An 18,580-nucleotide genomic window follows, 5' to 3' on the forward strand; every position below is an offset into this window, starting at 1 on the left:
CGCCTCGATCCCGGCGCCGCGCCTTTGCCGGCGCCCGATCGAAAATTCATGTTCGTTGCCACTGTCGCCATGCCGAACCGGCCTGTTGCCGCACCCACTCGTCGTCTGGCGTCGCGCAGCGTTGCGCCATTGTCAAGCGAACGCACGGCAGTCCGTCCGCCAGCCGGCCTCAGGCCATCGCCAAAGCGCTGCGCCGCGCCTTCCACAACACCAGCACCATCGCCGCGATGTTCAACAGATTCCAGGCGATGCCGTTGAGAAAGGCCGCCGCATAGGAGCCGGTCAGGTCGTAGATCCAGCCCGACATCCAGCCGCCGATCGCCATGCCGAGGATGGTCGCCATCATGACGGTGCCGATGCGCTGGCCGGCTTCCCTGGCCGGCAGGTATTCGCGCACGATGATGGCATAGCAAGGCACGATGCCGCCTTGCGACAGGCCGAACACCAGTGACACGACATAGAGCGAGGCAAGCCCGTCGAACGGAATGTAAAACAGCAGCGACAGGCATTGCAGCACGGAACCGATAAGCAATGTTTTCACGCCGCCGATGCGGTCGGCGACAAAACCGGAGGCGAGCCGGCTGACAACGCCCGCCGCCATCATGATCGACAGCATGTCGGCACCATGCGCGATGCCGTAGCCAAGATCCATGCAATAGGCGACGATGTGCACCTGCGGCATCGACATCGCCACGCAGCAGCCGAGACCGGCGACGACCAGCAGCATTTGCAGTGCCGCCGGCGAGATGGAAATCGGCTGCACAGCCCGGCTTCCAGGCGAACCGGCCGCTGCCGCGTCCGGAGCACGGCGCCGTAGCAAAAGCACCAGCGGTATCATCGTGACCAGACAGAAGACGCCGATGGCGGCATAGGTGAAGCGCCAGCCTTCCGTCTTGATCAGCGTCGGCATGATGGTTGGCCACAGTGCTCCGGCGAGGTAATTGCCAGCCGCTGCCGCCGTGACAGCGACGCCGCGTCGACGATTGAACCAATGCGAAATGTCGGCGATCAGCGGTCCAAAGATCACCGATGAGCCGAGACCGATCAGCACCCCCTGGGCAAGGGTGAATTGCAGGATCGACGTCGACGCCGCCGCGAGCAGCAGTCCGGCGGCGAGTGCGACCGAGGAGATCAGCGCCGGGATCCAATAGCCCATGCGATCGATCGCACGGCCGACCAGTACGTTGCCGGCGGCAAAGCCCACCATGGTTGCGGTGTAGGGCATCGATGCCGCGGCGCGGTCAACGCCGAACTCGGCCTGCACGGCCGGCAGCACCACGACCACGGCCCACATGCCGACCGCGCCGATCGTCGCCAGCAGCATCGAGACGGCGAGACGCATCCAGGCATAGGAGCTGTCGATGCCGGGGGTGCTCGCCTGGTTGGCGACGATTGGGGTCAAGGCGTTTCCTGTCCGCGGTTCTGGAAGTCGACCAGCACCACTATCGGCGCATTCGCGGCGACGGGCAGCGCCACAAGGGCCTCATCCGTGGCTCCAGCGATTGGTTCTACCAAACTCGCCTCAACTGGACCTAGTGACAGGTCCTCTTTCCCGCCAGTTTGCAGCCTCGGCATTGTGTTCCCCCAAGCCTGCAAAGTGGCGGCATGACGGTCAAGATCGGCATCAATCCCATCACCTGGAGCAATGACGATGTTCCCGAACTCGGCGGCGACACGCCCTTGGAAACGTGCCTGTCGGAAACCGCGCAGGCCGGCTATCGCGGCACCGAACTTGGCGGAAAATTCCCCCGGCAAAGCGCCACGCTTGGGCCGATCCTGTCCTCCTATGGGCTGGAACTCGTCTCCGGCTGGTATGACGGCCGTATCCTCGACCGAACCATCGACGAGGAATTCGCCGCCATCACCCCGCATCTGACGCTGCTGCGCGACCTTGGCGCCAAGGTCGTCGTCTATGCCGACACCTCGGGCGGCCGCCATGACGGCATCTTCGCGCCGATCTCCGGGCGTCCGCGCCTCGCCGATGGCGAATGGCAGGCCTATGGCGAAAAGCTCACCAGGCTTGCCGACCGCATGGCCGCGTTCGGCGTCGGCATGGCCTTCCACCACCACATGGGCACCATCGTCGAAACCGACGACGAGATCGGCAGGCTGATGGCGGCGACAGGTGAAAGCGTCGGCCTGCTGTTCGACACCGGCCACTGCCTGTTTTCGGGAGGCGACCCCGCCTCGCTGCTGAAACGGCATCTCGACCGCATCGTGCATTTCCATTGCAAGGACGTCCGCCTGCCGGTGCTGGAACAGGCGCGGCGCGAGGACGTGAGCTTCATGGTCGCGGTGATGAAAGGGATTTTTACGGTGCCCGGCGACGGCGCGGTCGATTTCCTGTCGTTGCTGAAGCCGCTTGCCCAGCGCGGCTACGAAGGCTGGATCGTCGTCGAGGCCGAGCAGGACCCGGCCAAGGCGCATCCGCTGACCTATGCCAGCAAGGGTTATGCCTCGCTGCTCGACACCGCCCGCAAGGCCGGCTTCGAGGTGGTGACACGAGAGATGGCCTGACCAGCGCCGGGGGGCGGATGGTCGGCCAATTGGGCGCGCGCCTCGATGGGGCAGCGACGCGAAGCGCCCGGCGATCCGCGCCGCCTTGCTCCCGTGGCGGCGCGGATCGCAGAATTCTTGGGCGCCGGTTTTTTGGGGCCTGGACTTTCAAGCTTGAGGCTGGCCGCAAGCCGTGCCTTGATGCGCAGGTCGCGACGGAGAAGCGATATGGCTTTCGAGGCTGCACTTGGCATGGAACGGCTTTGCACCATCCGCGAGATCGCCAAGAAGGCGGAACTCGGCGCCGCCACCGTGCACCGCGCGCTGAAGAACAGCCGCGAGGTTCGCCCCGAAACACGGCGGCGGGTGCTCGATACGGTCTGCCGGCTCAACGAGGAAAAGATCGCCCGCGCCGCACGATTTGTCGGAAGCTAGCCCCTTGGCCGACCACATGCGCCTCTCCCTCGACATCATGTCGGTCGACCGCGCGTCGGAAGAACCGATGCACCGGCAGATCTACGGCGCCTTGCGGCGCTTCATCCTCGATGGCCAGATCCAGCAGAACACGTTACTGCCGTCGACACGCTCGCTGGCGGAGGATCTGAAGGTCGGGCGCAACACGGTCATCGCCGCCTACGACCAGCTGCTCGCCGAAGGTTTCATCGAGGCGCGCGCCGGATCGGGCACTTGGGTGGCGCCGATCCAGCAGAAGCGGCCGCTGGCGTCGTTGCGCACCGGGCTGGGAACGCCGCAAAAACTGTCGCGGCGCGGCCAGACCATCGTCAACGGCCCGCAACCGCCGCGCAATGAAGGCGTCATCAATTTCCATCCCGGCGTGCCGGAGACGGCGTCCTTTCCCTTCACCATCTGGTCGAGCCTTTTGGTGCGCAATGCGCGCAGCCGCGACGAAAGCCTGCTCGGCTATCTCTCCTTTGCCGGCCATCCCGGCCTGCGCCAGGCCATCGCCTCGACCATCAGCCTGTCGCGCGGCATCAACTGCACCGCCGACCAGGTCATCGTCGTCACCGGCGCGCAAGCAGCACTCGATCTCGCCTCGCGCGTCCTGATGGACGAAGGCGACACCGTCTGGATGGAGGAGCCCGGCTATCTCGGCGCTAAGAGCGCCTTCCTCGCCAGCGGCGCCAGGCTGGCGCCACTGAAGGTCGACCGGCGCGGCTGGCACCTGGCCGATCCGGAACTGCCGCCGCCGCGGCTGATCTATGTGACGCCGTCCTGCCAGTGGCCGTTCGGCACCATCATGCGCATCGAGGAGCGGCTGCAGCTGCTCGACATCGCCGAGCGTCATGGCGCCTGGATCGTCGAGGACGATTATGACGGCGAATACCGGTTCCGCGGCCGGCCGGTGCCGGCGCTGCGCGGGCTCGATCACGCCGACCGCGTCGTCTATATCGGCAGCTTCGGCAAGACGCTGATCCCGGCGCTGCGCATCGGCTATCTCATCGTGCCGCGCGAACTGTCGGTCCCTTTCGACAGGGCGGTCTCGATCACCGGCCAGTTCGCGCCGCTGATCCTGCAGGCGACGGTCAACGACTTCATCACGCAAGGCTATTTCGCCACGCATCTGAAGCGCATGCGCCGGCTCTATGCGCGCCGGCAGGCGAATTTCGTCAAACTCTGCCAGGAGCATCTCGCCGAGTGGCTGACCGTCACCGAAAATGATTCCGGCATGCAATTGCTGGCAAGTTTCGTCCGGCCCTACAAGGACAGCGACGTCGTCGCCGCCGCCGTCAAGGAAGGGCTCGACGTACAAGGCATCTCCATCAACTACCATTCGAGCGAGCCCGAACACGGCCTGCTGCTTGGCTATGCGGCGATGGATGAACGCCAGATTTTGCGCGCCGTGCTGGCGCTGCGCGCTGCTTTCGTGAGGCTCGACCGGAGCTAGTACCTCTGCACAGAACCCTCTGATGAACCGAGGGCGGGGTGACCTGGAAATGGCGCTGTTGAAATACTTTTAGAACGACGCGAACCGAAACTGCATTCCCAGCCCTCTTACCTTTCGAGCGTGCCATTGCGCTTGCAACTTTGGGGGATTTACCGTGCTTTATGTCAAGAATGTACCTGGATGGGAACGCGTGGTTCGTGTCGTTGCCGGTTTGGCTATGATCGCCTGCGGCTTGCTGGGCTTAAGTGGGCTTGTGATCGGCTATGCGATTGCTGGCGTCGGCGTCAGCACACTGCTCACCGGCTTTATCGGTTTTTGTCCCATGTGTGCCATGGCGGGTCGCCGCTTGGATGCCGCGAACCGCCGCCTCGACACTGCGAAGTAGGGCACCCGCATGTACACGCCGAAGTATGACCTGGCTCTGGTTGACGACGCGCGCAATGGTGACAAGCAAGCCATCTTGGCTCTGTTGGACCTCGCACAGCGAGACATCCGGCGATATGCGCGGCGCAGCTGCAGCGCTTCCGACGACGTTGACGACGTGGTGCAGGAGACATTGTGGCTACTGTACCGCCGCGTCGGAACGCTGCGCGCACTGGGCTCGATATCGGGCTGGCTGCTGGCCGTGGTACGCCGCGAATGTTTGCGCATGGCAATGCGCGCGATGGGAAAGCCGGACAATCTGGACGACGCGTTGCTGAATCCGGCCAACGTGGACCGCCTGGCACATTTGTCGCTGGACGAACTCCGGCTTGACCTTTCACGCGCGATCCAATCCCTGCCCGAACACTACCGCGAGGTGATCATACTGCGCGATATCGAAGAGATGACGATCGACGAGGTCGCCGCTTCACTGAACCTCACCCGCGAGAGCATCAAGGGTCGACTGCACCGGAGCCGGGCCCTGCTACGTGAATACCTCTTGGATTGATTGAACCACTATGAATTGGCGAGGTGAATTTCTATGAACCCCATGAACCTGTCATCTACCGCCTCGCCCAAGACAATGTTCGCCAGCAATGGTCTTGTCGAACATCTGGTCCGCGGTATTGTCGGCATCAGCGCTTTGAGTTACGCGATATCGATCTCTGTGCCACATCCATTTTATTCGCTGGCCCTGGCTGGCGTGTCGATGGTGGCTTTTCGCGGTTGCCCCATCTGCTGGACGATCGGTCTCGTCGAGACAACCTACCGTAAGTTCAAACGCCACCATGCGGCACCGCGAATGACCATCAGTAACGATACGGCCAAAGAGTCATAATCACTGTGCAGGGCTAATAGTTCACGCTGTCGAATTTCTGCAGATCGACCGGCGCCGAGTTGCGCACCTCCACCTCGTCCAGCGAGGCGTTTTCCAGCGCCACGCGCGCCGCCGCGTCGATGTTGTGGATCATATCCCTGATATCGGCATCGCCATGCGCCGGGTTCATGGCGATCATCACCGTGCGGTTGAGGATGTCGAGCGAACCCTTGCCTAGATCGTCGGCATAGGTCAGCCGCAGACCCTTGTTCTCGGGCAGCGTGTAGGGATTGAGCGCCGGGTGGTGCGCGCCCTCATGCATCAGCACCTGGTCCCACTGGGTGAAGTTGTGCCGGCCGGTCTTGCCGGCAATGACGCTGGGAATGGTCTTGGAAAACGTCTGCGCCGCTTGCTCGTTCGGCAGCAGGTACATCACCTGCGCCGCGCAATCGTCGTCCGGGCTGTTCATCGGCGACGGCATCAGGCCGAGATTGCCCAGATGTCGGGTGCCTGCCAGCACCGTCTTCTTCTCGGCCCGCATCGCTTCGATGATGCCGTCGAGCCGGTCGAGCTGGACGTTGAGCATCGCCCCCATCAGCTCCGATGCCCGCGCGCCGATGCCGGCGAACGGCTTGATGCTGTCGCTGCGGCCCTGCCAGTAGAAATGGCAAGGATCGATGGCGCAGCGCGCGCGCTCCGCCACCTTCGGGTCGCTGGTGGCGATGCCGCCGCCCTCGCCCGAGGTCATGTTCTTGAAGTAGTTGAAGGAGTAGGCGCCGGCATGGCCGATCGAGCCGAGTTTGCGGCCTTCATAACCGCCGCCAATGCCCTGGCAGACATCTTCCAACACCAGCAAGCCGCGTTTGGCCGCGATATCCATGATCGCGTTCATGTTGCAGGCCGCACCCCACATATGCACCGGGATGACCGCCTTGGTGCGCGGCCCGATGGCATCGCGCAAAGCTATAGGATCGATGGTCAGGCTCTCGTCGATGTCGACGATGACAGGAATGGCGCCAACCGACAGCACCGCGGTGGCCGTTGCCATATAGGTGTGTGCGGGAACCAGCACCTCGTCACCCGGGCCGATGCCGAGGCCGATCAGGCCGGCGGCGAGCCCGTAGGTACCGCTGGCCGCCAGCGCGAAATGCTCGACACCGAGATGCCGGGCATAGCGGGCCTCGAAGCGGTCGCATTCGCTGTTCTTGCCGTAGCGAAACAGCGCGCCCGAGCGGATCACCCTGGCAATGGCTTCGATTTCTTCCTCGCCGGCACTGTACATGGCAGCCTCCGTCCCTTGATGCTGTGGACAGCTGTACGCTCACCGGCACTGTTTGAAAGAACCACTCCGCCGCGATCTGACCAAGCCATCCCGACGCCAACGGTTCTGATTGTTGGCAACCGACTAGGCCAAGCATCGCGCCCGGCTGGAAAATCGTATCCATCCGAATTCGGCAAAGTGGCCCTGTCGGAAAGGCCGCTTTGGGCGTTCCATTCCGGCCAGTTGGGCAAACGGTCGGGTTCCATGCAAGACGGGACACACTTTGGAAGACCCGAAGCGCCGTGTTGCCGGCGATCTAGGGGCCATCCATGAGCGTTCCCGCCTCCGCTCGCAGGATCGTGCTGCACGAAGACGATGTCGGCATGTGCCACGGCGCCAACAGCGCCTTCCTCGAATTGAGCCGGCTGGGCGTGTGCAGTTCGGGCGCGGTGATGGTGCCTTGCCCGTGGTTCCTCGAAATGGCCGAAAGTGCCGCCGCCGACCCCAAGCTCGACCTCGGCGTTCACCTGACGCTGAACAGTGAAAAGCAGCACTATAAATGGCGGCCGCTCACCGCGCCGTCGCGCGCGGCCGGCCTGACCGATGAATTCGGCTTCTTCTGGCCCGATGTGGCGACAACCCGCCGCAAGGCGGTACCGCAAGCCGTCGAGACTGAGCTGCGCGCCCAGATCGACACCGCCTATCGCGCCGGCATCGATGTCACCCATCTCGATGCACATATGGGCGCGGCACTGTCGCCGGAATTCTGCGACATCTACATCAGGCTCGGACTGGAATACCGGTTGCCCGTCCTGTTGACCAAAACGCTGTCGGCCTATTCGCCCAACGACAATCTGGTCGGCGTTACCGAGGAAGCCTTCCAGCGCGGCGTGGCGCAGGCGCGCGCCAGCGGCTTTGTCATCTTCGATGCCGCCATCCAGACGACATGGGGCCGCCCTCGCTCCAGGCCGGTCGAACCGGCCTACAAGGCGCTGGTCGAAGGCGTGCGCGAAGGCCTGACCTTCTTCTGCCTGCATTTCAACGCGCCGGGCGAACTCGAGCTCATCGAGCCGCGGGCGGCCTATATCCGCACCGAGGAGTATGAATTGTTTCGCGACCAGCGCTTTCGCGATTGGCTGGCCGCACAGCCGCTCGACATCATCGGCATGAAGCCGTTGCGCGAGGAACTGCGCGCCTCGCTGTCGGCAGGGCGATCGACAAAAACAGGCCGCGGCAGCGCTGCAGGCGAACAGCAATCGGCATCGGCAAAAGCCCGCAAAGTGGCCAGCCGATCCGCGACGTGAGCCGGGCACGCGACCGACAAACGTGTGAGAACAAGAACTGTAACGGTGAATGGGAGAATGACATGAATACTGTTCTGAAAATGGCACTGGGCGCCCTTGTCTCGGCGGGCGTGCTGGCAGGCGTCGCGCATGCCGCCGGCCTGAAGGACCCGAAGGATGTTCGCATCACCTTCGTCGTGCACGGCTCGGCGTCCGATCCCTACTGGTCGGTGGTCAAGCGCGGCGTCGACGACGCGGCAGCACTCACCGGCGCCAAGGTTGAATATTATGCACCGCAGGTCTTCGACGTGGTCGAGCAGGCCCGGCTTCTCGACGCCGCAATCGCCACCAACCCCGACGGCATCGCCGTCTCGATCGCCGATGCCAATGCGCTCGGCAAATCGGTCAAGGCCGGACTGGCCGCCAACATTCCGATGGTGGTGCTCGATTCCGGCGAAAAGGAAGGCGCAGAACTCGGCACGACGCTCTATGTCGGCACCGTTTCCGAATATGATTCCGGCAAGAAGGCCGGCGAACGGCTGGCCAAGGAAGGCACGCTGAAAGTCGTCTGCATCAACCACGAAGTCGGCAATGTCAGCCTCGACCAGCGCTGCCAGGGCCTCAATGATGGCCTGAAGCCGTCCGGCGGCGGCACCGAGGTTCTGGCCGTGTCGCCCGATCCGGCCGACGTCCAGCGCCGCACCGAGGCCTATCTGTCGGCGCATCCCGATACCCAGGCCGTCTTCGCCCTCGGCGCCACAGCCGCCAATCCGCTGATCCCGCTTTTCCGGCAGAAGGAACTGTTCGGCAAGATCAAGCTCTACACGTTCGACATCAGCCCCGAAGTTCTGGATTCCGTTGTCGCCGGTGAGATGGGCTTCGGCATGGACGCCCAGCAATATCTGATGGGCTACCTCCCGGTCATCTATCTGGTCGAGCACGCCACGCACGGCTTCTGGCCGCAGAACAATTCCTACACCGGCCCGCTGTTCATCGACTCGCCCGAAAAGGCAAAGGCCATCCTCGCATTGGCCAAGGACGGCATCCGCTAGTCAGGCAAACCAAGCCAACCGGGGAAGCGCAAAATGCTGCCTCCCCGGTGTCTGGTCGACATTGCGAATTGAGCGATTGGGGAGCCTAATGGCGGTTGTGGAAGACAAGGCGATACCTCCAGCTGAGTTGAAGGCGACGGACCGTTTCGGCATGACGTCGAAGCGCGCCGCCGGCGCCGACGAGCGGCTGGCCAGCGCCGGCAAGCTCACCCAGTGGCTGCGCCGGCCGGAAGCTGGTGCGGCAGGCGGACTCATCGCCACCATCATCATCTTTGCGCTGCTGCCGGGTGCGGCGAACCTTTATTCGCTGCAAGGCTCGATGACCTTCCTGACCCTGTCGGCGGAGCTTGGCATCGTCGCCACCGCTGCCGCCCTTCTCATCATCGCCGGCGAGTTCGATCTTTCGGTCGGCTCGATGGTCGGCTTTGCCGGCGTCGTCATCGGCCTGACCGTGAAATATTGGGGCCTGCCGCTGTGGGGCGGCATCGCTTGCGCCTTCGCGGTGGCCATCCTCACCGGCTACCTCAACGGGCTGATCGTGGTGAAGACCCGCCTGCCCTCCTTCATCGTCACGCTGGCCTCGCTCTACATCTTGCGCGGCCTGTCGATCGGCATCACCCGCGCCGTCACCGGCCGCACCCAGATCCCCTACATCCTGGAAGGCGCGCCGGATCCGGCGACTGCCGGCCTGTTCAACGGCCATCTCTTCACCGGCTTCTTCCACTGGATGGGCGCGCAGGGCTGGATTGCCACCCGCAGCGACGGCATCCCTTTCGTCGTCGGCATCCCGATGTCGATCGTCTGGTGGCTCGGTCTGACAGCACTTGCCGGCTATGTGCTGACCCAGACCAAATACGGCAATTGGATGTTCGCCACCGGCGGCGACCTGATCGCCGCCCGCAACGTGGGTGTGCCTGTCGACCGGGTCAAGATCGCCCTGTTCATCTACACCGCTTGCGCGGCCACGCTGCTCGCCACCATCCAGGTCATGGAAGCCGGCTCCGCCGACACCACGCGCGGCCTGCTCAAGGAGTTCGAGGCGATCATCGCCGCCGTCATCGGTGGCGTGCTGCTGACCGGCGGCTACGGCACCGTCTATGGCGTACTGTTCGGTGCGCTGATCTTCGGTCTCGTGCAGATGGGCATCTTCTACACCGGCATCGACACCGACTGGTTCAAGGTCTTCCTCGGCATCGTCATTCTGATGGCCGTGCTGGTCAACAACTACATCCGCCTGAAGGCGCTCGGGCGCGGAGGCGGCAAATGACCGAAGCGGCCCAAACCATCCAGCCAGCCATGGAACTGCGCGGCGTGTCGATGAATTTCGGCTCGGTGCGCGCCCTGCAGGACATCGACATCAAGGTCTATCCGGGCGAGGTGCACTGCCTGCTCGGCGACAATGGCGCCGGCAAGTCGACGCTGATCAAGGTGCTGTCCGGCGTCTACCGGCCGACCAAGGGCGAAATCCTCGTCGACGGCAAGCCGGTGTCTTTCCGCAGCCCGCGCGATGCGCAGGATCTGGGCGTCGCAACCGTCTTCCAGGACCTCGGCATGATCTCGCTGATGTCGATCACCCGCAATTTCTTCCTCGGCCGCGAGCCGACGAAGAGCAGCCTGCCCTTCTCGCGCATCGACAAGGAGCGCGCCAACACCATTGCCCGCCAGGCGATGGCCGATATCGGCATCGACGTGCGCGACCCGACGCAGGCCGTCGGCACGCTGTCAGGCGGCGAGCGCCAATCGGTGGCGATTGCGCGCGCCGTGCATTTCGGCGCCCGCGTGCTGATCTTGGACGAGCCCACCTCGGCGCTTGGCGTGCATCAGGCGGCGATGGTGCTGAAATTCATCATCGAGGCGCGCATGCGTGGTCTCGCCGTCATCTTCATCAGCCACAACATTCACCACGCCTACCCGGTCGGCGACACCTTCACGCTGCTCAATCGCGGCCGCAATCGCGGCACCTACGCCAAGGCGGACATCTCGCGCGACGAGGTGATCTCGATCATGTCGGGCGGCGAGGATTTGAAGGCGGTCGAAGCGGAGATCGCCGGCCTGCTGGCCCAGATCGGCAACCGGCCCGCCGCAGCACCCTGAGCCGAGACCATTTTGCAGCGAGCAACAGCATGAGCAGGATACGAGTCGGCGTCATCGGCGCTGGCATGATTTCGCAGGTCGAGCATATCCCCAATCTTCTACGCCTCAACGATCTGTTCGAGGTTGTCGGCGTCGCCGATCCCTCCCGCATTTCGCGCCAGTTCGTCACCGATGTCAGTGGCATCGCCAATTTCGAGACAATCGACCAGGTCTTCGACCGACGCCTCGACGCGGTCGTCATCGGCTCGCCCGACCCGCTGCATCACGAACAGGTTCTGGCGGCGCTGGCGCGCGGGCTGCACGTCTTTTGCGAGAAGCCGCTCTGCTATTCGCCGGCGGAAATCACCGAGATTGTCGCCGCGCGAGACAAGGCTGGCAAGATCGTGCAGGTCGGCTATATGAAGCGCTTCGATCCGAGCTACCGGCTGGCGCTTGCCTCACTGCCCGGCACGGCGGGGGCGCTGCGCTCGGTGTCCGTCGAAGTGAACGATCCCGATGCGTGGCCGTTCATCGCCCACCACCGCTATATCAGAGGCCCCGACATTCCAAAGGAACTGATCGCCGCCGCCGCGGTCAAGCAGAGGCAGCAGGTCGAACGGGCCATCGGCATGCCGCTGACCGATCTGGCTTTCCGTGGATTTACCGGCGCTTACAGCTCGGCCTTGATTCACGATGTCAATGCCGTCCACGGCCTGCTCGATGCCCTGCATGTGCCGGATGGCGACATCGTCGGCGCACAGATCTTCGCCAATGGCGATGGCGGCCAGGGCGCGGTCAGACTGCTCGGCGGCCAGGCGCTATGGACCATGACGCATCTGACGGTGCCAAAACTCGCCGACTACAAGGAGCGCATCGCGCTGTTCTTTGACGATGCCAGCCTCGAGCTTGTATTCCCCTCGCCCTGGCTCAACCACCATCCGACCCGGCTGACGGTGAAGACATCCGACGGCCATACGCTTTCAAGCAAGGATCTGCGCGCCGGCTATGCCGAGGCCTTCGTTGAGGAAATGCGTGGCTTCTGGGGCGCCGTCGTCAATGGCGATGCGGTGGTCAATCCGCCCGAACACGCCGCCCGCGACCAGGCCTTGCTGATCGGCCTGACCCGGCAGCATCTCGCGACATCACCAGCCGAATAGTCCGAGAAAAGTGTCCGGCCATCGACTTGGCGCTCAGGTATGCTGAGATCCAGGTCAGGCCGGCCTCACCTGGATCGGATGACGCCGTCGGTATTGGCGAGCAGCTTGCGCACCGCGTTGCGCGCGGCATCCGGCCGCTGCAGGCGGATGGCCTTCTCGATCGCCTCATGCAGTTTCTGCGCGTGTTGCAGGTCGTCGAGCTCGCGCGTCGTATAGGCGAACAGATGGTCGAATGCCGATTCGATCAGCACGCCGAGTGGCACCAGCAAATCATTGCCGGAGGCCCGCAGGATGGCGAGATGAAAGCGCGTGTCGGCGCGGGTGCGCTCCTGCAGGTTGGTGGCGTCGCCCATCTCGCGGCAGGCCTGGCTGATCTCGGCCATCTGCGCGTCGGTCCGCCGCATCGCGGCAAAGGCGGTCGCCTCCGGCTCGATGATGTGGCGGAACTCCTGCACGGTTTTCAGGAAAACCTCGCGGTCGGGCGAGGTCGCGTACCAAGCCAGCACATCGCGATCGAGCAGGTTCCAGCGCTCCTTCGGCTCGACCCAGCTGCCAATCTTGGGGCGCGATGCCAAAAGGCTTTTCGCCATCAGCATCTTGATCGCCTCGCGCACCGCCGAGCGGCTGACATTGAAGGTCTCGGACCATTTGGCTTCGTTGGGCAGGATGGTTCCCGGCGGATAGTCGCCGCGCACGATCCTGAGACCAATCTCGTTGGCCAGCGACCCATGCACGCTTGAGCCGGGCATGCGTGTCGCGTCGGCGCGACAAACACCGGCGGGGTTCTCGGCAGGCGCCGCCTTGGCAGGCGCTTTTGTCTTGTTCGGCTTCCCGTCCGGCATGCATCCACAAAGTCTGGATTCCCAAAACTGTCAAGCCGGCGAAACGGGCTGGGCCGCAAAGCCCGCCTCTATGCACAGATCAGCATTGGATTGCGGGCGATGCGCTCCCTCTCAGGCCGTCTTGACGTATTTGCGCCAGCTGTGTTCGGGCCGGAAGCCGAGCAAATCGCGCGCCTTTCGGTTTGACAGCAGCGTCTCATATTCGCCGAGTTCGGCCTTGACCGGCACATCGGGATAGAACCGCTTCAACAGCTCGGCTGTCGGCAGGTCCGACGAGGTGTCGTCATTGGCCGCGTTGAACACCTGAAAGCCGAGGCCGTCTTTTTCGACGGCGCGCAGGGTGATCTGGCCGAGATCGCGCGCGTCGACATAGCTCCAGGCGATGCGCTTGCGGAAACCCGGATCGGCGAACCACTTCGGAAACAGCGAATATTCATGCGGTTCGATGACGTTGCCGATGCGCAAGGCGTAGATGTCGGTGCCGTTGCGCTGCGCAAAGGCGCGCGCCGTGTGCTCGTTGACGACCTTGGACAGCGCATAGCTGTCCATCGGATCGACGTCATACGCTTCGTCGAGCGGGAAATATTTGGGGTCGCGCGGCTCGTTGGCGAACACCACGCCATAGGTCGTCTCACTGGAAGCGATGATCACCTTGCGGATGCCGAGTTTCACCGCCGCTTCAATGACATTGTAGGTGCCCATCGCGTTGATGCGGAACACCTCGTTGTCGGTCGTGATCATGATGCGCGGGATGGCGGCGAAATGCACCACGGCGTCGACCGGCTGCGGGCGCAGCGACGGATCGAACTCGTGCAGGCCCATATAGCTCGACAGCGCATTGAACACCTGCCCGCTGTCGGTGATGTCGGTGATCAGCGTGCGCACCTTGGGATTGTCGAGCGGCTTGGTGTCGATATTGAGCACCTGGCAGCCCTGCTCGACAAGATACTGCACGACGTGACGCCCAGCCTTGCCGCTGCCACCGGTGAACATGATCCGCTTCGTCATTTTGGGTCTCCACATCTCGAAGGATTTTTGTGTATTGTCAGACAATATTGCATTCTGCAACCGCATACGGCAAAAACAGCAGGGCAATTATCAATAATCCAGACAGGACGGACGATATGAACACGACTGCCGCGAGCGAGAAGATCGGCTTCATCGGGCTTGGCCTGATGGGGCATGGGATCGCCAAGAACATCGTCGACAAAGGCTATTCCCTGACCTTTCTCGGCCGCAAGAACCGCAAGCCGGCGGAGGATCTGCTTGGCCGGGGCGCCACGGAAGCGTCGACCCCGCGCGACGTCGCCGCAGCCTCCGATATCGTCTTCATCTGCGTCACCGGGTCGCGCGAAGTCGAGGCCATCATCCGCGGCCCCGGCGGCCTCAAGGAGGGCCTGAAGAAGGGTTCGGTGGTCGTCGACTGTTCGACCTCCGATCCGGTGTCGACGGTGGCACTGGCGGCCGAACTGAAGGATATCGGTGTCGATCTTGTCGATGCCCCCCTCAGCCGCACCCCTAGGGAAGCCTGGGAAGGCACGCTGGACGCCATGGTCGGCGCGTCTGATGCACTTTTTGCGCGCGTGAAGCCCGTCATCGAAACCTGGGCCGGACGCATCGTCCATATTGGCGGCACCGGCGATGGCCACCGCATGAAGCTGCTCAACAATTTCATTTCGCTGGGCTATGCCGCCATTTATTCCGAGGCGCTGGCGCTGGCGCAAAAGGTTGGCATTTCGCCGGCGCGTTTCGACAGCGTCATCCGCAACGGCCGCATGGATTGCGGCTTCTACCGGACCTTCATGCGCTGGACGCTGGAAGGCGACCGCGACGCCCACAAATTCTCAATCGCCAACGCCTTCAAGGATCTCACCTACTTGGAATCGATGGCGGGTGCCGCAAGCATCGCCAACCCTTTGGGCAATGCCACCAAGAATTCGTTCGCCGGCGCCCATGCCACCGGTCCGGCCGAACAATTCGTGCCGATGCTGGCGACACATATCGGCAAGGTCAACGGTGTCGACCTGATGCCCAGCAAGGACGGCAAGAAGCAAACGATTTGAGGGCGCCGACAAGCGTCAGCGTCGCGACCGGCGGACAATGTCGTCGGTGTTCGCAAGCAGGCGGTGCACCGCATTGCGCGCGGCGGCGGGTTGCTGCAGGCGGATGGCCTTCTCGATCGCCTCATGCAGCTTCTGCGCGTGCCGCTGGTCGCTGGTTTCGCGCGTGACGAAGACAAAGAGGTGATCGAGCGCCGATTCAATCAGCACGCCGAGCGGCACCAAAAGGTCGTTGCCCGATGCTCGCAGGATGGCGAGGTGAAAACGCGTGTCGGCGCGCGTGCGCGCCTGCAGGCTTGTCGCCTCCCCCATCTCGCGGCAGGCCTGGCTGATCTCGGCCATCTGCTCTTCCGAGCGCCGCACGGCGGCGAAGGCGGACGCTTCCGGCTCTATGATGTGGCGGAATTCCTGCACGGTGCGCAGGAATGCTTCGCGGTCCGGTGCCGTCGCATACCAGGCGAGCACATCGCGATCGAGCAGGTTCCAGCGCTCTTTCGGCTCGACCCAGCTGCCGATCTTGGGGCGTGATGCCAAGAGGCTTTTCGCCATCAGCATCTTGATCGCCTCGCGCACCGCCGAGCGGCTGACGTCGAACGTCTCGGACCACTTGGCTTCATTGGGCAGGATGGTTCCCGGCGGATAGTCGCCGCGCACGATCCGCAGACCAATCTCATGGGCCAGCGAGGCATGCACGCTCGAACCCGGAACCCTCGTGGCATCGGCACGACGAACGGCAGCCGGAAGGCTGGCCAGCGCATCGACCCGGGCGCGTCGCTTTCTTGATTTTTCGTCCGGCATCCACGTTCCAGTGCGTCGGCTATCTGTCGCGGGAGGTTGTCCGGAGTTTGTCCGCACCCGCCGAAATCTTCGCCGAAAATACGAAACCATGGGCATGCGAAGGCCGGAGCTGCTGCCCCGACAATGCTGCTTCGTCCATTGTCATTGAAACCGATGTGACGGGGCGCCCGTCAAACGGACGCCCCGAAATCGCGGCCTACTTCTGGATGCAGGTGTCGACCGTATCCTTGGTGCATTCGTCGAGGCCGGTGAAGACCGGATCGGCGACAGGTTTGCCTTCGATCAGGTCGATCATCACCGACGGCGCCTTGTAGCCCATTTCGAACGGACGCTGGCCGACCAACGCGGTGACGAGGCCGTCCTTGGCAATCGCCACTTCGTCGCCGATCGTGTCGGCGGCGCCGATGACGAAGTCGTTGCTGGCGATCTTGTCGGCCAACGGCTTGAACAGGTCGCGATAGGGCTGCGGAGCGCCGAACAGCGGCCAGCCGCCCATGATGCCGAACGCATCGAGCTTCGGGTTGGCGGCGAGGATGTCGGTCATCGCCTGCACGCCCTTGGCGCCGTCGTCATTGGTGAACACCGGGCAGCCGGCAACTTCGGTCCAGCCACCTTCGCCGGCCAGCGCCGCCAGGCCTTCCTTGCCCGACAGTGCGTCGCGCATGCCTTGCGCGCGGCGCAGGATGTTGTCGGCCGCAGGATTGCCCTCGATCGTGCAGATCGTGCCGCCGTTCGGCTTGCCCTTCTTGATGTACTCGCCGATCTTATGACCCATCAGATAGTTGTCGGTGCCGAGATAGGTCTTGCGAAGCGCCGCATCTTCCTTGCTGAGGTCGGCGTCGAGCGTCATGATCGGGATCGTTGGATTGGCGGTCTTGATCGTCTGCGCGATCAGCGGTGCGTTGGACGGCGAAATCGCCATCGCCACGGTATCGGCCTTGCTCAGCATGTCCTGCACGATCTGGGCTTCGCCGGCCTCGTCAGAGGTCGAAGCCGGACCGGTGTAGAAGCATTCGTACTCCGAGCTGGCGTTCTCCTTGTTCCATTTCTCGCAGCCCTGATGGATGGCTTCGAAGAACGGATTGTCGAGACCCTTCACGACGATGACGAGCTGTTTCTTGGCCAAAGCCGGCCCGGCGCCCAGCGCCATGACGGCGGCAGCGGCGAGCAATAGTGATTTCCTCATGTCAGTCCTCCCGTTGAAACAGACGGACACGGCGTGCCCGCCACACAGATCAACCCGGATGCGCGATGACAGAGGGTCGTTTTGCGAGCGCTCATGTCATCAAGCCAGGTCGATAAGTATTTTCAGATGCGGCCTAGAACCGGCCCGGCAAAAAAGCTGGTGCCCAATCCTTGACCCATAACCTCCGACGATCCCTTCTTCCAACCAGCATCGGGGATCGGCTATTCTCCTCCGATGCTTAGCTAATATCGGCTCGCCGCCAACGTCAATGCTATTTGTCCTACAAAACTGATTTTTAGAAAAAGAAGTGCCTCAATTCGGTCCGCAATTGATTGACGCGCGCCGGCTTTTGCGTAAAAGAACGCTATCGCCGTTTCCGGGAGGAGCTGGAAAGAGCGAGCCTGAGGCAGAACAACTGCCCGGCAGAATGGGGAAGGAAAAGGCTGGTGGCGGTTCTCGAACTCACCAATATTTCAAAGCATTTCGGCGCCATCCAGGCGGTCAACGATGTGTCGCTGTCGATCGAGCCTGGCCAGGTGGTTGGCCTGATGGGCGACAACGGCGCCGGCAAGTCGACGCTGGTCAAGATGATCGCCGGCAATTTCCCCCCCAGCCATGGCACCATGCAGATGGACGGCAAGCAGTTGATCCTGCACAGGCCGGTGGAAGCACGCCAGCACGGCATCGAGATCGTCCACCAGGACCTGGCGCTGTGCAACAATCTGACCGCCGCCGCCAACGTCTATCTCGGCCGTGAACTGCGCCGCGGCATCGGGCCGTTTCGCATTCTCGACTATGCCGCGATGTACAAGCGTGCCGGCCAGATCTTTGCCGAACTGAAATCGGAAACCCGCCCGCGCGACCTCGTCAAGCAGATGTCCGGCGGCCAGCGGCAAGCCGTGGCGATCGCCCGCACCAGGCTGTCGCAGGCCAAGATCGTGCTGATGGACGAGCCGACGGCGGCGATCTCGGTCAGGCAGGTTGCCGAAGTACTGAACCTGATCCGCCGGCTGCGCGACCAGGGCATAGCGGTCGTGCTGATCAGCCACCGCATGCCCGACGTCTTCGACGTTGCCGACCGCGTCATCGTCATGCGGCGCGGCCGCAAGGTCGCCGACAAGGCGATTGCATCGAGTTCGCCGGAGGAAGTCACCGGGCTGATCACCGGCGCCATCGAGCAAGTCGCATGAGTGCGGCAAATCGGGAATTCGCCACTTTGGCGCGGC

The 18,580-nt window shown here is 63.3% G+C and carries 19 protein-coding genes; 13 read left to right on the forward strand and 6 right to left on the reverse strand.

Annotation, left to right across the window (positions count from 1 at the left end):
- Positions 1-169: 169 nt before the first annotated feature.
- A complete protein-coding gene (locus AC1DVW_RS13265; protein WP_477323795.1) occupies positions 170-1,342 on the reverse strand; it encodes an MFS transporter in 1,173 nt (390 codons plus the stop codon).
- A gap of 263 nt (positions 1,343-1,605) precedes the next feature.
- Here AC1DVW_RS13265 and iolE point away from each other — a divergent pair, with 263 nt between their 5' ends.
- The 6 genes from iolE (at position 1,606) to AC1DVW_RS13295 (ending at position 5,663) form a co-directional block, all read left to right on the forward strand.
- Positions 1,606-2,517 carry a myo-inosose-2 dehydratase gene (iolE, locus tag AC1DVW_RS13270; protein ID WP_477323614.1) on the forward strand — a complete coding sequence of 304 codons (912 nt, stop codon included), beginning with the start codon at positions 1,606-1,608 and terminating at the stop codon, positions 2,515-2,517.
- A gap of 207 nt (positions 2,518-2,724) precedes the next feature.
- Entirely contained in the window at positions 2,725-2,931 is a 207-nt protein-coding gene (locus AC1DVW_RS13275; protein ID WP_477244435.1) for a LacI family DNA-binding transcriptional regulator, read from the forward strand.
- A 4-nt stretch (positions 2,932-2,935) separates the two neighbouring features.
- Entirely contained in the window at positions 2,936-4,402 is a 1,467-nt protein-coding gene (gene mocR, locus AC1DVW_RS13280; protein WP_477244433.1) for a rhizopine catabolism transcriptional regulator MocR, read from the forward strand.
- A 154-nt stretch (positions 4,403-4,556) separates the two neighbouring features.
- On the forward strand, positions 4,557-4,787 hold the full coding sequence (locus AC1DVW_RS13285; RefSeq protein WP_477244431.1) for a YgaP family membrane protein: 231 nt from the start codon (positions 4,557-4,559) through the stop codon (positions 4,785-4,787).
- Positions 4,788-4,796: 9 nt separating this feature from the next.
- Entirely contained in the window at positions 4,797-5,333 is a 537-nt protein-coding gene (locus tag AC1DVW_RS13290; RefSeq protein WP_477312236.1) for an RNA polymerase sigma factor, read from the forward strand.
- A 33-nt stretch (positions 5,334-5,366) separates the two neighbouring features.
- Positions 5,367-5,663: a hypothetical protein gene (locus AC1DVW_RS13295; RefSeq protein WP_477244427.1), complete on the forward strand. Its 297-nt coding sequence runs from the start codon at positions 5,367-5,369 to the stop codon at positions 5,661-5,663.
- 13 nt (positions 5,664-5,676) lie between these two features.
- Here AC1DVW_RS13295 and AC1DVW_RS13300 read toward each other — a convergent pair whose 3' ends face one another.
- Positions 5,677-6,924: a DegT/DnrJ/EryC1/StrS family aminotransferase gene (locus AC1DVW_RS13300; protein ID WP_477244426.1), complete on the reverse strand. Its 1,248-nt coding sequence runs from the start codon at positions 6,922-6,924 to the stop codon at positions 5,677-5,679.
- Between the two features lie 308 nt (positions 6,925-7,232).
- Between AC1DVW_RS13300 and AC1DVW_RS13305 the strand changes: the two genes are divergently transcribed.
- From AC1DVW_RS13305 to AC1DVW_RS13325, 5 genes are all read left to right on the forward strand, one after another.
- Positions 7,233-8,207 (forward strand): polysaccharide deacetylase family protein, encoded by a 975-nt coding sequence (locus AC1DVW_RS13305; RefSeq protein WP_477323616.1) that lies wholly within the window; start codon positions 7,233-7,235, stop codon positions 8,205-8,207.
- A 62-nt stretch (positions 8,208-8,269) separates the two neighbouring features.
- A complete protein-coding gene (locus AC1DVW_RS13310) occupies positions 8,270-9,238 on the forward strand; it encodes a rhizopine catabolism ABC transporter substrate-binding protein (protein WP_477244422.1) in 969 nt (322 codons plus the stop codon).
- An 88-nt stretch (positions 9,239-9,326) separates the two neighbouring features.
- Positions 9,327-10,505, forward strand: a complete 1,179-nt coding sequence (locus tag AC1DVW_RS13315; protein WP_477323618.1) for an ABC transporter permease — start codon at positions 9,327-9,329, stop codon at positions 10,503-10,505.
- Positions 10,502-11,332, forward strand: a complete 831-nt coding sequence (locus tag AC1DVW_RS13320; RefSeq protein ID WP_477244418.1) for an ATP-binding cassette domain-containing protein — start codon at positions 10,502-10,504, stop codon at positions 11,330-11,332. Before AC1DVW_RS13315 ends, AC1DVW_RS13320 begins: the two co-directional genes overlap by 4 nt.
- Before the next feature lie 29 nt (positions 11,333-11,361).
- Positions 11,362-12,468: a Gfo/Idh/MocA family protein gene (locus AC1DVW_RS13325; protein WP_477323620.1), complete on the forward strand. Its 1,107-nt coding sequence runs from the start codon at positions 11,362-11,364 to the stop codon at positions 12,466-12,468.
- A gap of 65 nt (positions 12,469-12,533) precedes the next feature.
- Here AC1DVW_RS13325 and AC1DVW_RS13330 read toward each other — a convergent pair whose 3' ends face one another.
- Entirely contained in the window at positions 12,534-13,310 is a 777-nt protein-coding gene (locus AC1DVW_RS13330) for a FadR/GntR family transcriptional regulator (RefSeq protein ID WP_477323622.1), read from the reverse strand.
- 111 nt (positions 13,311-13,421) lie between these two features.
- Positions 13,422-14,318, reverse strand: coding sequence for an NAD-dependent epimerase/dehydratase family protein (locus AC1DVW_RS13335; protein WP_477275137.1), 897 nt, complete (start codon positions 14,316-14,318; stop codon positions 13,422-13,424).
- A 116-nt stretch (positions 14,319-14,434) separates the two neighbouring features.
- Here AC1DVW_RS13335 and AC1DVW_RS13340 point away from each other — a divergent pair, with 116 nt between their 5' ends.
- On the forward strand, positions 14,435-15,373 hold the full coding sequence (locus tag AC1DVW_RS13340) for an NAD(P)-dependent oxidoreductase (RefSeq protein ID WP_477323623.1): 939 nt from the start codon (positions 14,435-14,437) through the stop codon (positions 15,371-15,373).
- Positions 15,374-15,388: 15 nt separating this feature from the next.
- Here AC1DVW_RS13340 and AC1DVW_RS13345 read toward each other — a convergent pair whose 3' ends face one another.
- Together AC1DVW_RS13345 and AC1DVW_RS13350 are read right to left on the reverse strand one after the other, a co-directional pair.
- On the reverse strand, positions 15,389-16,168 hold the full coding sequence (locus AC1DVW_RS13345; RefSeq protein WP_477244409.1) for a FadR/GntR family transcriptional regulator: 780 nt from the start codon (positions 16,166-16,168) through the stop codon (positions 15,389-15,391).
- A gap of 196 nt (positions 16,169-16,364) precedes the next feature.
- Positions 16,365-17,354 carry a sugar-binding protein gene (locus tag AC1DVW_RS13350; protein ID WP_477244407.1) on the reverse strand — a complete coding sequence of 330 codons (990 nt, stop codon included), beginning with the start codon at positions 17,352-17,354 and terminating at the stop codon, positions 16,365-16,367.
- Between the two features lie 446 nt (positions 17,355-17,800).
- Here AC1DVW_RS13350 and AC1DVW_RS13355 point away from each other — a divergent pair, with 446 nt between their 5' ends.
- Positions 17,801-18,544, forward strand: a complete 744-nt coding sequence (locus AC1DVW_RS13355; protein WP_477244405.1) for an ATP-binding cassette domain-containing protein — start codon at positions 17,801-17,803, stop codon at positions 18,542-18,544.
- The last annotated feature ends 36 nt before the right edge of the window (positions 18,545-18,580 follow it).

This window comes from Mesorhizobium sp. P3_B5 (assembly GCF_056402815.1).

Bases quoted from the DNA above. Each gene is read 5' to 3' on its own strand.
- AC1DVW_RS13335 (WP_477275137.1), bottom strand. From the start codon at position 14,318: ATGACGAAGCGGATCATGTTCACCGGTGGCAGCGGCAAGGCTGGGCGT.
- AC1DVW_RS13350 (WP_477244407.1), bottom strand. From the start codon at position 17,354: ATGAGGAAATCACTATTGCTCGCCGCTGCCGCCGTCATGGCGCTGGGC.
- AC1DVW_RS13325 (WP_477323620.1), top strand. From the start codon at position 11,362: ATGAGCAGGATACGAGTCGGCGTCATCGGCGCTGGCATGATTTCGCAG.
- iolE (WP_477323614.1), top strand. From the start codon at position 1,606: ATGACGGTCAAGATCGGCATCAATCCCATCACCTGGAGCAATGACGAT.
- AC1DVW_RS13340 (WP_477323623.1), top strand. From the start codon at position 14,435: ATGAACACGACTGCCGCGAGCGAGAAGATCGGCTTCATCGGGCTTGGC.
- AC1DVW_RS13305 (WP_477323616.1), top strand. From the start codon at position 7,233: ATGAGCGTTCCCGCCTCCGCTCGCAGGATCGTGCTGCACGAAGACGAT.
- AC1DVW_RS13275 (WP_477244435.1), top strand. From the start codon at position 2,725: ATGGCTTTCGAGGCTGCACTTGGCATGGAACGGCTTTGCACCATCCGC.
- AC1DVW_RS13320 (WP_477244418.1), top strand. From the start codon at position 10,502: ATGACCGAAGCGGCCCAAACCATCCAGCCAGCCATGGAACTGCGCGGC.
- AC1DVW_RS13315 (WP_477323618.1), top strand. From the start codon at position 9,327: ATGGCGGTTGTGGAAGACAAGGCGATACCTCCAGCTGAGTTGAAGGCG.
- AC1DVW_RS13290 (WP_477312236.1), top strand. From the start codon at position 4,797: ATGTACACGCCGAAGTATGACCTGGCTCTGGTTGACGACGCGCGCAAT.
- AC1DVW_RS13310 (WP_477244422.1), top strand. From the start codon at position 8,270: ATGAATACTGTTCTGAAAATGGCACTGGGCGCCCTTGTCTCGGCGGGC.
- AC1DVW_RS13295 (WP_477244427.1), top strand. From the start codon at position 5,367: ATGAACCCCATGAACCTGTCATCTACCGCCTCGCCCAAGACAATGTTC.
- AC1DVW_RS13330 (WP_477323622.1), bottom strand. From the start codon at position 13,310: ATGCCGGACGGGAAGCCGAACAAGACAAAAGCGCCTGCCAAGGCGGCG.
- AC1DVW_RS13345 (WP_477244409.1), bottom strand. From the start codon at position 16,168: ATGCCGGACGAAAAATCAAGAAAGCGACGCGCCCGGGTCGATGCGCTG.
- AC1DVW_RS13265 (WP_477323795.1), bottom strand. From the start codon at position 1,342: ATGCGTCTCGCCGTCTCGATGCTGCTGGCGACGATCGGCGCGGTCGGC.
- AC1DVW_RS13300 (WP_477244426.1), bottom strand. From the start codon at position 6,924: ATGTACAGTGCCGGCGAGGAAGAAATCGAAGCCATTGCCAGGGTGATC.